At 41.3% G+C, this 15,597-nt stretch carries 13 protein-coding genes; 4 read left to right on the forward strand and 9 right to left on the reverse strand.

All coding sequences use genetic code 11. The annotated features are described in order from the left end of the window. Positions 1 to 463 precede the first annotated feature (463 nt). Entirely contained in the window at positions 464 to 1,909 is a 1,446-nt protein-coding gene (locus ACQ96U_RS20235; RefSeq protein WP_431723082.1) for a S8 family peptidase, read from the forward strand. 663 nt (positions 1,910 to 2,572) lie between these two features. Further along, positions 2,573 to 4,123, forward strand: coding sequence for a S8 family peptidase (locus tag ACQ96U_RS20240; RefSeq protein WP_431723083.1), 1,551 nt, complete (start codon positions 2,573 to 2,575; stop codon positions 4,121 to 4,123). Between the two features lie 143 nt (positions 4,124 to 4,266). On the opposite strand, the gene ACQ96U_RS20245 is transcribed toward ACQ96U_RS20240, so the two are convergent. Beyond that, the gene (locus ACQ96U_RS20245) at positions 4,267 to 6,051 is read right to left on the reverse strand and encodes an acyl-CoA dehydrogenase C-terminal domain-containing protein (protein WP_431723084.1); all 1,785 of its coding nucleotides are present in this window, start codon (positions 6,049 to 6,051) and stop codon (positions 4,267 to 4,269) included. A 419-nt stretch (positions 6,052 to 6,470) separates the two neighbouring features. Here ACQ96U_RS20245 and ACQ96U_RS20250 point away from each other — a divergent pair, with 419 nt between their 5' ends. Then, a complete protein-coding gene (locus tag ACQ96U_RS20250; RefSeq protein WP_431723085.1) occupies positions 6,471 to 6,917 on the forward strand; it encodes an Hsp20/alpha crystallin family protein in 447 nt (148 codons plus the stop codon). 211 nt (positions 6,918 to 7,128) lie between these two features. Further along, a complete protein-coding gene (locus ACQ96U_RS20255; RefSeq protein WP_431723086.1) occupies positions 7,129 to 7,371 on the forward strand; it encodes a hypothetical protein in 243 nt (80 codons plus the stop codon). A gap of 117 nt (positions 7,372 to 7,488) precedes the next feature. On the opposite strand, the gene ACQ96U_RS20260 is transcribed toward ACQ96U_RS20255, so the two are convergent. The 8 genes from ACQ96U_RS20260 to bioB form a co-directional block, all read right to left on the reverse strand. Further along, positions 7,489 to 9,291 carry an acyl-CoA dehydrogenase C-terminal domain-containing protein gene (locus ACQ96U_RS20260; protein WP_431723087.1) on the reverse strand — a complete coding sequence of 601 codons (1,803 nt, stop codon included), beginning with the start codon at positions 9,289 to 9,291 and terminating at the stop codon, positions 7,489 to 7,491. A 429-nt stretch (positions 9,292 to 9,720) separates the two neighbouring features. Beyond that, positions 9,721 to 10,554: a putative metalloprotease CJM1_0395 family protein gene (locus tag ACQ96U_RS20265; RefSeq protein WP_431723088.1), complete on the reverse strand. Its 834-nt coding sequence runs from the start codon at positions 10,552 to 10,554 to the stop codon at positions 9,721 to 9,723. A 37-nt stretch (positions 10,555 to 10,591) separates the two neighbouring features. Continuing rightward, complete coding sequence (locus ACQ96U_RS20270) at positions 10,592 to 10,828, reverse strand: flagellar basal body rod C-terminal domain-containing protein (protein WP_431723089.1); 237 nt, start codon at positions 10,826 to 10,828, stop codon at positions 10,592 to 10,594. 189 nt (positions 10,829 to 11,017) lie between these two features. After that, complete coding sequence (bioD, locus tag ACQ96U_RS20275; RefSeq protein WP_431723090.1) at positions 11,018 to 11,740, reverse strand: dethiobiotin synthase; 723 nt, start codon at positions 11,738 to 11,740, stop codon at positions 11,018 to 11,020. Between the two features lie 18 nt (positions 11,741 to 11,758). Continuing rightward, positions 11,759 to 12,547 carry a malonyl-ACP O-methyltransferase BioC gene (gene bioC / locus ACQ96U_RS20280; RefSeq protein ID WP_431723091.1) on the reverse strand — a complete coding sequence of 263 codons (789 nt, stop codon included), beginning with the start codon at positions 12,545 to 12,547 and terminating at the stop codon, positions 11,759 to 11,761. A gap of 21 nt (positions 12,548 to 12,568) precedes the next feature. Continuing rightward, on the reverse strand, positions 12,569 to 13,321 hold the full coding sequence (locus ACQ96U_RS20285; RefSeq protein ID WP_431723092.1) for an alpha/beta fold hydrolase: 753 nt from the start codon (positions 13,319 to 13,321) through the stop codon (positions 12,569 to 12,571). Beyond that, complete coding sequence (gene bioF, locus ACQ96U_RS20290; protein WP_431723093.1) at positions 13,318 to 14,502, reverse strand: 8-amino-7-oxononanoate synthase; 1,185 nt, start codon at positions 14,500 to 14,502, stop codon at positions 13,318 to 13,320. The genes ACQ96U_RS20285 and bioF overlap by 4 nt, the downstream gene beginning before the upstream one ends. Beyond that, the gene (bioB, locus tag ACQ96U_RS20295; RefSeq protein ID WP_431723094.1) at positions 14,499 to 15,560 is read right to left on the reverse strand and encodes a biotin synthase BioB; all 1,062 of its coding nucleotides are present in this window, start codon (positions 15,558 to 15,560) and stop codon (positions 14,499 to 14,501) included. The genes bioF and bioB overlap by 4 nt, the downstream gene beginning before the upstream one ends. Positions 15,561 to 15,597: the final 37 nt, after the last annotated feature.

A 15,597-nucleotide genomic window follows, 5' to 3' on the forward strand; every position in this document is an offset into this window, starting at 1 on the left:
ATTGCTCTTTTTTTAATAGGCGTTCTCTTACAAAAAAATATCCTATTGTTTTTAAACGTTTTTTTGCTAAATATATATGGCAAGACTTATGCATTTTATAATTTTGTATTGCCATACAAAGCAAAAATATAATATATTTTTAGTGTGGGATAAAAAAACAAACAAAAAGCTAGCAGTGAGCCAGAAGTAAAGGTATACACATTTTGTATTCGCTATGTAGAACATATAGGATGTATCGGGTGTATACAGATTACTAGCATAACAAAAGTGCTAATATGCAAAAACTTTTGTTTATATCAGTAGCTTACGCAGTAATAAATAAGGGTGCCTATAAGTATTTTCAGGTGAAACAGCACGTACAAATTGTATGTTTATCACCTCTTACTCAATCGCCAAAATAACCCACGCTACAACTTAAATAACAATTATTTTTAGTAAGAATCCTTAAACAGGGAGTGTATCTATGCCATCGTCGAGACTGTTAAGTCTTTTTTCTGCAGCCACCATAGCTTTAAGCCTGACTAACACTTATGCTGCAACTAACATTTCAAGCACTCAAAAAACTGACCGTATAATCATAAAGTTTAAAAAGAATGAATCTGCCTCTTCCAGCAGCAGTAATAATTCGAGTAGTACTCACGCGCAAATGCTAAGAATGGGTTTTAAACCGCTTCATAAAACTGTTTCTGGTGCACAGGTTTATAACTTGGGAGAACTTATTGATGTATCCAAAGTAAACGAGTTTACGGAGCAACTTGCTAATACGACAAGTGACGTTGAGTATGCAGAACCTGACTACATAATGACCGCATTAAATACTCCAGATGATCCAATGTACAATCAGCAGTGGGCTTATTTTGACACTAAAGGTGGTATAAATGCTGAAGAAGCATGGGATATGACAACGGGTAAAATGCCTTCTGGTGAGTCAGTTGTTGTCGCCGTTATCGATACAGGTGTTCGCCCTCATGGAGACTTAAAAGAAAATCTACTACAAGGCTATGATTTCATTTCTGATGCCTGGGCTGCAAACGATGATAATGGACGTGACAGCAATGCATATGATACTGGCGATGCCATTAAAGCAGGAGAGTGTGGCACTGATGGTAATGGTAACCCCTATCCATCTTATGATCAAAGCAGTTCATGGCACGGAACGCATGTTGCTGGAACAATAGCCGCTGTTGGTAATAACTCATTTGGCGTTTCCGGTGTTGCCTGGAATGCAAAGGTACTTCCAGTTCGGGTATTAGGAAAATGTGGTGGTTATACCTCTGATATTACCGATGGCATGATGTGGGCAGCAGGTATTGATGTTGATGACGTCCCTCGCAACACGCATCCTGCTCAAGTCATTAATTTAAGTCTTGGCGGTTACTCTAAGTGCAGTAGAACATATCAAAATGCAATCAGCGCCATACGCGCTAGAGGAACAACTATTGTTGTCGCCGCAGGAAACAGCGATGATAACGCTAGAGACTACACCCCTGCTAGCTGTGATGGAGTTGTTACTGTAGCGGCTACTAACAAAAAAGGATTCCGTGCCAATTACTCCAATTACGGCTCAGTAGTAGACGTTGCTGCTCCAGGTGGTGAAACCTCATGGATGTCAAAAACAGGTGGCATTTTATCGACATTAAATGCTGGCGACTCTGAACCAGGTGAAGATAACTATGATTATTATCAAGGCACCAGCATGGCTGCACCTCATGTAGCAGGCACGGCTGCACTGTTATATGCAATTAATCCTGATTTATCGCCTAGTGCAGTAGAGCGAATTCTGAAATCAACTGCACGTGAATTTCCAGGATGCTATACACGTGGTTGTAACAATATTTGTACAGAAGACACTTGTGGTACAGGTATCATTGATGCAGGTGAAGCTGTAAAGAAAGCAAAATACTATTAATGTATAAATCGGAGGCTTTATCAAAAGCCTCCAATATTAACAGCGATTCCATGCTTCAGATAATTTAGCCGTGTAAATAGAATAGTTTTTATACCTACAACTCATAGTGTCATCATACTGTACTAATAATGCACCCTTATAACAGGGTTTCACTATGAAGTTAAACTACTCATATTTCGTTAAAGTTTGACATATATGTATTTCTGACAAACATTTAATACATAAGGGCTCCTCTAAAAATGCACTTTTTCAGTGGAAGCTGTGTCAGCGCTATACTCGGATCCTCATGTATTTCTTATACACTGCGATCCTCCGTGCAGTGCTTCCTTGCTCTCACAAAAAAAATCACTATTTTTAGAAGTACCCATAATGCAAAAAAATGTATTATGCATACCTTTTTCAGTAAAAGCATCGTTACCAGAACATATTGAAACTAACGATTCTACGTATTATGCAGTAACAGCCAAAATCAAACTCAGCATGTATTAATAATAAAAATGGACTCTCACACTAACGAGTCTAAATTCATTTATTTGGATTAAGAGTAAGGAAAACTCGGCTAGTTTTTGTGGGTAAAACTAAATCTGGCTTTAGGCCAGTTTAGTTTACATTAAAGCATACCAAGGAAATTCAGCCAATTAATCAGCATGGAGTGCCGATGACATGATAAAAAAAAATATTTTTCCACCGCTTGGGATTATATCTATTGTTGTACTGTCCAGTACAGTAAACCCAACTATTGCCAACACACCCTTTTCTTCTTACGCGAAAAAAGTCACTCCTTCCCTGATGGCGGAAAATATTACAGCATCAACTAACCGTATAATCATCAAATTTAAAACCCCAAAAAACAATAAAAAAAATACGTCACCTGCCGTAACCAACAAAGTTCAGATAGAGTCTGCACTATCTATGCTCAGGGGTTTTCAGGCAAAACCTTTACGACACACATCAAATGGCGCTCAAGTCTATAGCCTGGGTGAAACACTTGATATCGATACAGTTGAAGCACTTGCCAACCAAATCAGTAACGATAGTCGGATTGAGTATGCAGAACCAGACTACATACTGACGAAGCAGGAAACACCTAATGATGCACGTTACAGCGAACAATGGAATTACTATGACACTCAAGGAGGAATTAACCTTCCTGAAGCCTGGAACATAACCAAAGGCAACTCAAAAACCACCGTCGCCATTATAGACACAGGATTAGTTAAACACCCTGATATTGAAACTAAGCGAATTTTACCTGGCTATGACTTTATCTCAGATGCATGGACTGCTAATGATGGAGATGGCCGAGATGATAACCCATTAGATACAGGGGATGCGATCAATGCAGGTGAATGTGGACGTAATAGCCAAGGCAATCCTGTGCCAGCAAAAGACCAACCAAGTTCATGGCATGGTACCCATGTCGCGGGCATCATCGCAGCCTCAGGAAATAATCAACAAGGTATTGTTGGCATAGCTTGGAAATCCAGTATTTTACCAATAAGAGTGTTAGGTAAATGTGGCGGTTATACGTCAGATATTGCTGATGGTATCCGCTGGGCTGCAGGTTTAAATGTGCTAGATGTACCTGATAACCAATACCCAGCTCATGTCATTAATATGAGCTTAGGCGGCAAACATGCTTGCAGCAGAACGTATCAAAACGCTATTAATGATGCTATCTCTCAAGGCACATCGGTTATTGTCGCAGCAGGAAATAGTGCTGACGACGCAAGTCAATACACGCCAGCAAACTGCAAAGGTGTTATTTCCATTGCTGCAACAAACCGAAAAGGTGATATGTCATATTATTCAAACTATGGACAGTCAGTTGATGTTGCTGCACCAGGGGGAGAAACACGTATCGTTATTAATGGTCATGTACAACAACAAACGTATAATGGCATTTTATCTACGATTGAAGGCGGCTATGCTTTCTACCAGGGTACCAGTATGGCTGCGCCTCATGTCGCGGGTTTGGCTGCATTAATGTATTCAGTTAATCCAAAATTAACCCCTGCAGAAACCAAGCAAATTTTGAAAGAAACAGCAAAGCCATTCTCTGCTAATGCACCGCTTTGTAAAAAGTATGACTGTGGTGCTGGAATCATAGATGCGGGTGCTGCCGTTAAAAAAGTCAAATCTATAATGGATGAGGATACAACAACGCCTGAAACAGAGGATGATACCTGTTCTTGGCTTGATTGGTCTTGTTAGCCTATTAGATAAAAAAGTGTATGAATTTGATGATAGCGAAGGTACAAAGTACTTGTCGCTATCATCAATGAGGCAGTTTGTTATATACGTATAATGAAGAACGCTAACAACAAACTCTACCATTTATTCGCGAAGGGCAGCGTTTAAAACTGCTTTTCTTCAAGTGAAAATAAATCTTCACTTCCTGCCATAATACATTGCTCAAGCCCGTAAATACGTGGCAGTAGACGGTTAAAATAGTAACGTGCGGTCTTCAGCTTGGCATCATAAAAAGCGTTATCCTGATCAGACTTTTGAGTGATAACAGCCACCACTTTTAGCCACATATACGCAAGGGCTACATACCCAAACAGGTGTAAATACTCAACGGAAGCGGCACCAATTTCATTTGGGTTATTTTTTGCCTTATCTATCACCCAAGCCGTTACTTTTTCAAGTGTAACTATTGCATTTTGCAAAGGCTGCAAAAACTCATGCATGACATCAGTCTGCTGTTGTTCAATGAGATCTCTAATTTCAGCAATAAACTCATCAACATACTGACCACCATTAGCAACGACTTTCCGCGCAACAAGATCAAGTGCTTGTATTCCATTTGTGCCTTCATATATTTGTGCTATACGCACATCTCGAACAAGCTGCTCCTGTCCCCACTCTGAGATATAACCATGACCACCAAGTACTTGCTGACCTAAAACACACGCATCTAATCCCATATCCGTAAAAAATGCTTTCGCCACAGGCGTCATTAATGCAACAAAATCTTTTGCTTTTTTCTGCTCTGTTTTATCCTGGCTATATTTTGCGGTGTCTAACTGTAAGGCAACATACGTCGAAAAGATCCGCGCACCTTCAGTCAAAGCCTTCATGTTAAGCAACATTCGTCGTACATCAGGATGAACTAACAATGGATCAGCATATTTATCTGCATATTTTACACCTTCAGGAGATCGCCCTTGTAATCGATCTTTAGCGTAGTTTGCAGCAATTTGATAGGACGCTTCAGCACAACCAATACCTTGAATACCAATTGATAGCCGCTCATAGTTCATCATGGTGAACATGTACATTAAGCCTTTGTTTGCTTCACCCACCAGAAATCCACGAGAGTCATCAAAGTTAAGGACACAAGTGGCAGAAGCCTTAATGCCCATTTTATGTTCAACAGAACCACAATTAACCTGGTTAAACTCACCTAGCGAACCATCTTCATTCACCCAAATTTTGGGAACAATAAACATTGATATGCCTCTTGAACCTTCAGGGGCATCAGGTAGTTTTGCTAACACTAAATGAATGATATTTTCGGTCAGGTCATGCTCGCCACCTGTAATAAATATTTTGCTCCCTGTAATCGAGTACGTTCCATCCGCATTAGGCTCAGCTTTAGTTCGAATAATACCCAGGTCAGAACCAGCATGTGCCTCAGTTAGGCACATTGAACCCGCCCACTCACCTGAATACATCTTGGGTAAAAACTGTTGTTTAAGCTTATTATCTGCATGTGAGTCTATGGCTAAACAAGCACCGACGGTTAACACCAAATATAAAGCGAGTGAGTTATTTGCCCCATAAAGCATTTCCTCAAAATGGACAGACAACATCTTTGGCATTCCCATTCCACCAAATTCAGGATTACCAGTAATGCCTAACCACCCTCCTTCAGCAATGGTTTGATATGCTTCTTTAAAACCTTTTGGTGTTACAACCTGACCATCTTGCCAGGCTACACCTTGGCTATCACCAGACTGGTTAAGTGGAGCCAGTAATCCACCCGCTATCTTATTGCCTTCTTCCAAAATGGCTTCAGCAATATCACTATCAACCTGCTCCTTTAACGCAGGCCAAGAATGCCACTTCTCCTGACATTTAAAGACATCATTTAGCAAAAAACGAATATCATTTAAGGGTGCATTATATTCAGCCATGATGGCACCTCAGCAAAGTTTATAATTGAATATTTTTTATGTAGGCTTCTACGGTTCACCTGAATATGAACCACTATACATTTTATGTAGTGTTTTATTGATGCTTAACATCAAATAATAATTAGAGAAAAACTCTAATCCCACACAACTAACAATCCTTTAAATACTAATATCTCACTTTATAACTATCATACCTTATAAACATTTTTATTGTATCTGTCACAATATGACTATTAAGTATTATTAATAGCTCGAATACCTTACGAGAAACCATCTACGCCCCCCTGCTATATCGGTAAAAATTTGCATGATATTTATCAATATACTTTTAACAATTTTCCAATACAGTATCGTTTACGAAACAGAGTCAATACTCAACAATAATCATACCGTTACGTTATTTCATGGAGGAATAAAACATGAGTATGGTTCCGTGGAATCCCTTCAGTGAACTTGAAACTCTTCTGGATCGATATCAACGTCTATCAGGTAAATCGACCCAAAGTCCCGGTGGCCGAGAAGCAATGAAAGTGAATGATTGGTCACCTGCGGTTGATATTAGTGAAACCGCTGAAGAATACCTTATTAAAGCAGAGTTACCTGAAATCAAAAAAGAAGACGTTAAAGTCGCTGTCGAAGAAGGTGTATTAACAATTCAAGGTGAGAGAAGATACGAGTCAGAGGATAAAAACCGTAAACATCACCGTGTTGAACGTTTTTATGGCAGTTTTGCTCGCAGCTTTCACCTTCCAGAAGATACTGACACAAATGCTATTCGTGCTGAGTTTACTGATGGTATGCTCAACTTACATTTACCCAAAATGGAAAAACCCACTTCGCGCTCAGTAGAAATTGATATTAACTAATCGCTAACCTTGTCGGGAGCTTGTCAAGCAAGAGCTCCCGACATCAATATTTTTTTCAAAATCTTAATTCAGAACCACCCGCTTGCTTTATCGTTATCAGATTAACGATTAATTCCGTTCACCATTATTCCCTGACATTCTTTGTAAAACCAAGATTTATGAATTATTTTTAACTGTTAATTTACAGAAAAAATAGCAAAAATTAAATCTTATGCATTTATGGCTTCTTATTGTCATTCACAGCTTTAATATTCTACTTGAAAGCCAAACTGAGCAGCATGACTTTGTTTGTCAGCGTCTCTATAAAAGCCAAGTAATCAAAAAGCAGCTCGTTTCAGTTATCTGGCTCATTGCCTCTTTCTTTATTATTAACTGTCCTCTGTTGCCAATGGTCATCATCATTGCTCTAAGTGCGACATTCTTAGGCTTTATGATTTTGGATGAAACCAAATAAAAGGATACCTATAAAAAAAAGCCCGCTTAAAGCGGGCCAGGTAAAGGAGCTGTATGAAAATTACCAAACCAGAAACAATACACTTCACTTTGAATTTATAGCCTATAAATCGAAAATTTACTCTACACCAAACTCATCTTCAGCCATTTCCATTAAGTTATCCGCACCTGACAATAAGGCTGCTTTGTGCATTTGGGTACGAGGCAAAATCCGCTTAAAGTAAAAACGTGCTGTTTTGACTTTGGCGGTGTAATAACTTTCTTCTGTGGTTCCAGCGTTTAACTTTTCCAAAGCCACTCTTGCCATATCCGCCCAGAAATAAGCCAAACAGGCGTAACCTGAATACATTAAATAATCAACGGCTGCCGCCCCTACTTCATCCCGGTTTTGCATCGCCGCCATACCTACTTTCAGAGTGATATCCCCCCACTCCTTATTAAGTTCGGCCAAGGGCTCAACAAATTCCTGTAAAGCTTCTACATCTGTATTAGCTTGACAGAATTTATGGACAACTTTAGTAAAACGCTTCAAAGCTTCACCTTGAGTCATCAGCACTTTACGTCCAAGCAGGTCCAGCGCCTGAATACCGGTTGTTCCTTCATATAACAAGGCAATTCGACAATCACGAACATTTTGTTCCATGCCCCATTCACGGATATAGCCATGACCACCATAAACTTGAAGACCTAAGTTAGCCGCTTCAAAACCAACTTCTGTCATAAACGCTTTCGCTATAGGGGTGATAAAAGAAAGCAGCTGCTCTGCGTCATTTCGTGCTTCTGTATCAGGTGAAAGCTTAGCAATATCAACTAATTTCGCGGCATAATAAGCAAGTGCTCGATTACCTTCCGCAAATGATTTAATCGTCATAATCATACGACGAATGTCAGGGTGAACGATGATGGGATCAGCAGGTTTATCAGGTGCTTTAGGACCAGATAAAGAACGCATTTGCAGACGGTCTTTGGCATAAGTTAAAGCACCCTGAAATGCTACTTCAGTATGCGCCAAACCTTGTAGACCTGTTCCCAAACGAGCAGTATTCATAAAGGTAAACATGCAGTTTAAACCTTTATTCGCAGGACCAATCAGATAACCAGTAGCTTCATCAAAATTCATAACACAGGTTGAGTTTCCATGAATACCCATTTTGTGTTCTAAAGAGCCACATTGCACTGCATTACGCTCACCTGGCTCACCTTGTCCATTAGGTAACCACTTAGGCACGATAAACAATGAAATGCCTTTGGTACCGGCAGGTGCATCAGGTAAACGTGCAAGAACGATATGAACAATATTATCGGCTAAATCATGCTCACCCGCTGAAATAAATATTTTGGTACCAGAAATACGATAGGAGCCGTCGGCATTAGGATCCGCTTTACAACGAAGTAAACCAAGATCTGAACCACAGTGAGGCTCAGTTAGGCACATGGTTCCTGTCCACTCGCCAGAAATCAGCTTAGTCAAATACACTTGCTTTTGGTCTTCTGTACCATGTGCAGAAAGCGTATTCATTGCTCCATGGCTTAAGCCAGGATACATGCCCCATGACCAATTAGCCTCACCGACCATTTCACTCAGAACCAGACCCAAGGACTCTGGTAAACCTTGACCACCATACTCTGGCTCATGAGCTAATGAAGGCCAACCACCTTCTACATATTGCTTATAGGCTTCTTTGAATCCAGAAGGCGTAGTTACGCCATCCGTAGACCACTTACAACCTTCTTCATCTCCAGTAAGATTTAAGGGGGCTAGAACTTGCTCACAAAACTTTGCCCCTTCTTCTAAGATGGCATTGACCATATCAGGTGTTGCTTCTTCACACCCTGGCATCGTTGCGTAATGCTCTGGATAATTCAACACTTCATCTCTAACGAAGCGAATATCGCGCAAAGGTGCTTTAAATTCTGGCATAGTGCTAACCCCTCACTCTGGTTTACTTCTTGTTTTTATTTGTTTTTACAAATTGATGTGCTGCTTTGTCTGTCCTGATTATTGCAACAAACTATATGCTCAGGAGGCTTTAACTGGTTGAAAATCGTACATTTAAAATAATAAAACAGTTGTTTGAAACATACGTTGGCTGGTTTCAGTTGTCAAGTTTAGGCAGCTCATATTTCCTGGTGTACTCATAAACAGTTTAGCTACACTTTCAAACTGTCGTTCGAATGAAATGTCATAGCGTCAAATTGCTTTAGAAAAAACTTATATAAAATAACTTAGCTTTTTCAAACGAGGATTAGAGAGGGGATAAAAAAGCGTTTTATAAAGAGACTTAAACAGAATTAGCCATAATCATGTTACAAAACACAAAAATTTTTTATGTACAATAAACAACCTTAATCAGGTAGATAAATCGATTCCCTTATCCACTTGACTCTTAATTAAGCCAAGCTCAATAAATTGCTCATAGACGGATAAATTTCGCCGATTTCTTTCCGCAAGCTGTGCCCTATTTGCGTCATCATCACTCTCTTCTTTTTTATCTTCTTCCTTCTCCTTATTTTCTTCTTTTACTAAAGTGCTTCTCTGCTCTTGGTTTGTTGTGAGCTGCTTTTCCTGGGTTGAAGCAAGCGCTTGTCTTGCCTGAAGTTCCAACTGTGAGGCTTTGGCCGCTACAATTCTATCCTGCGCTGAAGGTTCAGCAGGGGCTAAAGCGGCTCGGCGGATTTGCTGAGCTTTAGCAATCGTTGCTTCAGGGCTGCCAGGTACGGGCGAAATATCAATCGATACTTCTCCAGAAACAGCATAAGGCACTCCGTTAGGTCCTCTAATGAACTGAAATTGTGCTGCGCCCGCAAACTGGCCTCCTACAGCCTGATGAGCTTGCTCATGCGCTTTAACTTCCTGGTCACGCTGGGCTAACTGTTGAATTTCTTGCTGTTCCTGCTGCTGCTCTTGTTGAGAAGTATCCTGAGAGTTTGGCTGGTCTTGCTGTTGATCTTGATTAACTCGCAAGTTTCTAGCTTGAAGGGCTTGATCTCGATCCAGGGATTGTTGCTCTGCTACATTGGGCTGATTTTGGGTCGCAGTTCGGGGAGCAGTAGAATTAAGTTCTTCTACAGGCAAGAAAACAGAAGTTTGTACTCTTTCCTTTTCGATACTCTCTGCTGTCTTCACGGGTGCAATGACAGGTGGAGTTATGTTGTTTATCGAAAAGCTATTGTTTACCTGCATGCTTAAACTCCCTGACAAGTCAGTAATGAGTTAAAGCTCAGGCCGTTATATCAAGCAGTGTTCCTAGCATTTCATCCGCTACATTAACCACTTTTGCTGAAGCTTCAAACAAATGCTGACCTTCTTTAAGCTCAACAATGGATGTTGCTAGATCACCACTACCTTCACTAACAGCCGTTCCTGAAGCAATATCCTGTGCTGCTTCAGCCACTGTCGACCGTCCTCGGTTCATCCCTGATAGGCCTGTATAAAGTAGTGAATTATTAACCTCCATCTTACTACCCTTTTATAAGTTCAAAAAATACCGACTCATAAAACGCTCTATCATTTAGATATAGCTACAACCCTATTAAAACATGACACACTTCACATTCAAAAAACTGATTCTACATAAAAAGCGATCAGTCATTACTAATTGAATTAATAACCCTCACCTGCTTTTTTAATGTCTACTGAAACAGACTTAAACAATCCCAGTCAATGACAGGTATTGTGCAGCAAGCATGGTTAGGGGAGCAGATATTGCTGTTGTAGGATGGGATGACTGTATTGCTTTGGACGCCCCCAAATAAGGAACAACACCCAGACAAGGTGTATTGAGTATCCTTTTTAAGGTATCTACATTTTCTTGAAAGCGAGACATATCAGGGTCAATAGTATTGGCAACCCAACCAGCCAACCTTAAGCAATCTGACTGAATAGCTTCTGCTGTCAGCAAGGCATGATTCAAACAGCCAAGTTTCATCCCTACCACTAGTATGACCGGAATATTCAAGAGCTTAACCACATCTGCCAGCGTTTCACTGTCATTGAGTGGAACACGCCACCCCCCTGCACCTTCAATAAGCGTAAGATCAGTAGAAGGTTTAATGAGACGCTGGCACATACTGGCAATGTCATTTGCAGTGAGGGATATCTTCTCTTCTAATGCGGCAATATGCGGCGCAATCGCGGATTGAAGTGCAATAGGGTTTACCTCAGGGTAGCTACGAGGTTCATTCATACATTGCTTTAATAGAATGGCATCTTCATTTTGCCAACCCTCTGCTGTCAACTGGCAACCTGCAGCAATCGGTTTGATTGCTGCAGTGGCAAGACCGTCAAAGCCAGCTCGCTCAAGTAAAGCACAACTAATGAATGTTTTACCTACTTCAGTGTCTGTACCTGCAATAAAAAAAACTGACATAACGCCCCAATACTTCTACTACTTTTTCTTAAGAACACCGTATATAACCTGATAAGTCGCTGGTAAGTTTCCTTCTTCATCACGATACCGTTCATAGGCTTGCCGCAAACGCCTTAAACGTCTAAATGTTGTCAAACCACTTGAAGGTGCCTCTAGGACTGTATTTGCACCCAGACTTTTCAACTCACGTGTTAGCTGTGACAATTCTTGATAATGCATGGTACAAGGCTGGCGTTCGAGCATTAGCTGCTCTAATCCACTCTGATGAATGGCTTTTTCATGAGCAAGAACACCAGGGTAATGATTGACATGGTTATAACTATCAACTTGTGACCAAGCTTCCCTTAATTCACTCAGCGTACCTGCTCCCAGTGTTGTGAATACAAAATACCCTCCAGGCCTTAACACCCGACTTATCTCTTTAAATACCACTGCAGGACTACTACACCACTGGATCGCCAGGCTGGAAAAAACCAGGTCTAATGATTGACTTCGAATAGGGAGCTGCTCAGCATCACCACTTACCCAGGTTGCACCTAACTTTTGATAACGTTGACGGGCAAACTTCAACATTCCCATCGCAATATCACACGCCAACACATGGCTCGTCTCATAAGCACGTGCAAGCTTCGTTGTAAAATAGCCAGTGCCACACCCCAAATCGAGCATTGCTCTTGGCTCCATATGCGTGGGGAGAAACGACATTAATCGATTCCCAACCAACCGTTGCAACTTAGCAACACTATCATACTGTTGTGCTGCACGACTGAACGAACGGGCGACTTTCTCTTTATCAACAAGAATCACTCAAATACCACTAAGCTAAAGTTAGGATTGTTGGGAATTTAGAAAGGTATGAATCAGGGATGCAACATACTCAGGCTGATCCCAAAATATAAGGTGACAACCATCTAATGTTTCAACCTGGTGATGAGGAAACCTATCCTGCACATGACTGCTTACTCGGTGTGGAACCAGTGAATCGCGCTTTGCAAATATGTGCAGCGCTGAACAGGATACTTTTTGCAGAAAACTTCTGGCATCAGAGTCGCCCAAAAGTCGTAAAGAGCTGATATAAATCTCATGTTTGTCTGGTCTACCTTTTGCTTGAGCTGATAAGCCACGTAGCAACGCACGTAGTTGATCGCTACCCAGACAATTAAGACGCAGGAAGCGTTGAAAAGTTGCTGAAAAATCGTCTTCAATCCCTTCTAAAAACATCCCAAAAACCTCAGGGTCCATTCCTGGCCAGTCAGCTCTTGCGACAAAACATGGATTACTCGCCAATGTTATCAGTTGCGAAACCCGCTGTGGGTATTTGGCGGCTAAACCACTCGCCAACGCACCACCAAACGACCAACCAATTAATGTACAGGGCTGATCAGGCAACAGTAATGCAAGATGACTTTGCAAAGTTTGCCAGTCCCAAGAGTCAGTAAAATCATTCTCCAAGCCTGACAGGCTATGACAACTAACGGAATAGCCTAAGTGGGTTAAGACTTCAGCCAATGGGTTTAACACACGTTGAGGCATCCCCCAACCCCCCAGTAGCATAATAGGAGAAGTATTCACTTTACTCATAAAGGTTCCTGCAAGCCTTTTATGTTTGCTAAAGCATCAACAAGCTGTTCAACCTGATCCATTGTATGTTGTGCAGAAAAGGTTATTCGTAGCCTAGCCGTTCCTTTGGGTACAGTCGGTGAACGAATTGCTGTTACCCAAAATCCACGCTTCTGCAACTCATGACTTATCTGTACAGATTGATCAGCATCACCCACCAATACAGGTTGTATGGGAGTACATGACGGCAACAACTGCCACCCCTGCTGGCTTACTTCATGGCGGAAAAAGGTGATTAACTGCTGTAAATGTGTTCGCCGCCAACTTTCTTCTTGTAGCAATTTCAAACTGGTTAACGATGCTGCCGCTAACGCTGGTGGTAAAGCGGTGGTGTAAATGTAGGTTCGTGCAAATTGAATCAATGCTTCAATCAACGTATTAGAACCTGCAACAAAAGCACCATACGTTCCAAAGGCTTTACCGAGTGTTCCTACTAATATGGGCACTTGTTCAGGACTCAAGCCAAAGTGCTGAATAATTCCTTTACCATGCTCTCCTAAGACACCAAAACCGTGAGCATCATCAACCATCAACCAGGCATTATAACTTTCTACCAAGTTCACCAATCCTGGTAAGGGCGCTATATCACCATCCATGCTAAATACGCCATCTGTGACTACCAATCTTTGCTGCTGAGAAGAGCACTGCTGAAGTCGTCGTTCCAACTGTTTGACATCGGCATGAGCGTAACGTTGAAAACGAGCCTGACTGATTAATCCTCCATCAATCAACGATGCGTGATTCAGCTTATCCTGGAAAATATAATCGCCTTTTGTTGATAAAGCATTAATCACGCCAAGATTAGCCATATAACCGGATGAAAACAGTAATACCCTTTCATATCCAGTAAACTCAGCAAGCGCCTCTTCTAATTGGTTATGAAGTTGATGATGACCACACACTAAGTGTGATGCACCACTCCCCACACCATGGCTTTTTGCGGCTTGTTGAAATGAACGAATTACGGCAGGGTGGTTTGCTAAGCCTAGATAATCATTACTACAAAAATTAACCATTACTTGCTTTTGGTTAATGACAGTAGGTTGTTGTGGCCCAGTGATTTGTTGACGTTGGCGTAATAAATGCTGACGCTCACGCTCTGCAAGGCGTTGCTGTAAAACTTCATCTAGCCTCATACTCATGAAGTTACAGTCGCATCGTAAAACAGTGCTTGGTCCTGATGTTGCTCAATCGCTTGCTGGAGTTGCTGTGCCTGATCAGTATCAGACTGACCAATGTGTTGCTCAGGTGTTATTCCGAGAGATTTAAAAAGCTGTAAGTCTTTGTTTTTTTCTGGGTTGGGTGTTGTCAGCAAACACTCTCCATAAAAAATAGAGTTTGCACCTGCAAAAAAAGCTAACGCTTGCATCTCTTTGCTCATATTTTCCCGCCCAGCAGAAAGGCGCACATAAGACATGGGCATCATGATGCGTGCCAGCGCAATTATCCTAATAAACTCAATAGGATCGACATCCTCAACATCATCCAGAGGAGTGCCATCCACTTTGACAAGCATGTTAATTGGCACGCTTTCTGGCTGCTGAGGCATGTTTGCTAACTGAATTAATAGTCCTAGCCGATCCTGCTGTCCCTCACCCATACCAATAATGCCGCCAGAGCATACTTTTATCCCAGCCTCTCGTACGCTGGCTAAGGTATTAAGCCGATCTTGATAGGTTCGAGTGGTAATGATATTTCCATAAAACTCAGGTGAAGTGTCCAGATTGTGGTTGTAATAATCCAAACCTGCTTCTGCTAATGAGCTAGCTTGCTCGTTATCAAGCATACCAAGTGTCATACAGGTTTCTAACCCTAGTGCTTTTACACCTTTAACCATTTCTAGCACATAGGGCATGTCTTTTTTACTGGGATGCTTCCAGGCTGCGCCCATACAAAAACGCGTTGCACCCGTCGCTTTAGCATCTTTAGCTTTAGCTAACACAGCCTCGACTTCCATAAGCTTCTGCTTTTCCAGCCCCGTATTATAGTGTCCACTCTGTGGACAGTATTTACAGTCTTCTGGACAAGCCCCTGTTTTAATAGAAAGCAGCGTACTGGTTTGAACCTGGTTTGGGTTGAAATATTTGCGGTGAACAGTTTGTGCTGTAAAGAGCAAATCATTAAAAGGTTGCTCAAAAAGCGCTTTTACTTCGTCATAAGCCCAATCATGGCGAATATCTTTACTTTCAGTCACAGTCATAGTCAGGTCTTCACGGCTTTAAAGGTGGATGGCTCAG

This window comes from Zooshikella sp. RANM57 (genome assembly GCF_050749885.1).
Lineage (GTDB): Bacteria > Pseudomonadota > Gammaproteobacteria > Pseudomonadales > Zooshikellaceae > Zooshikella.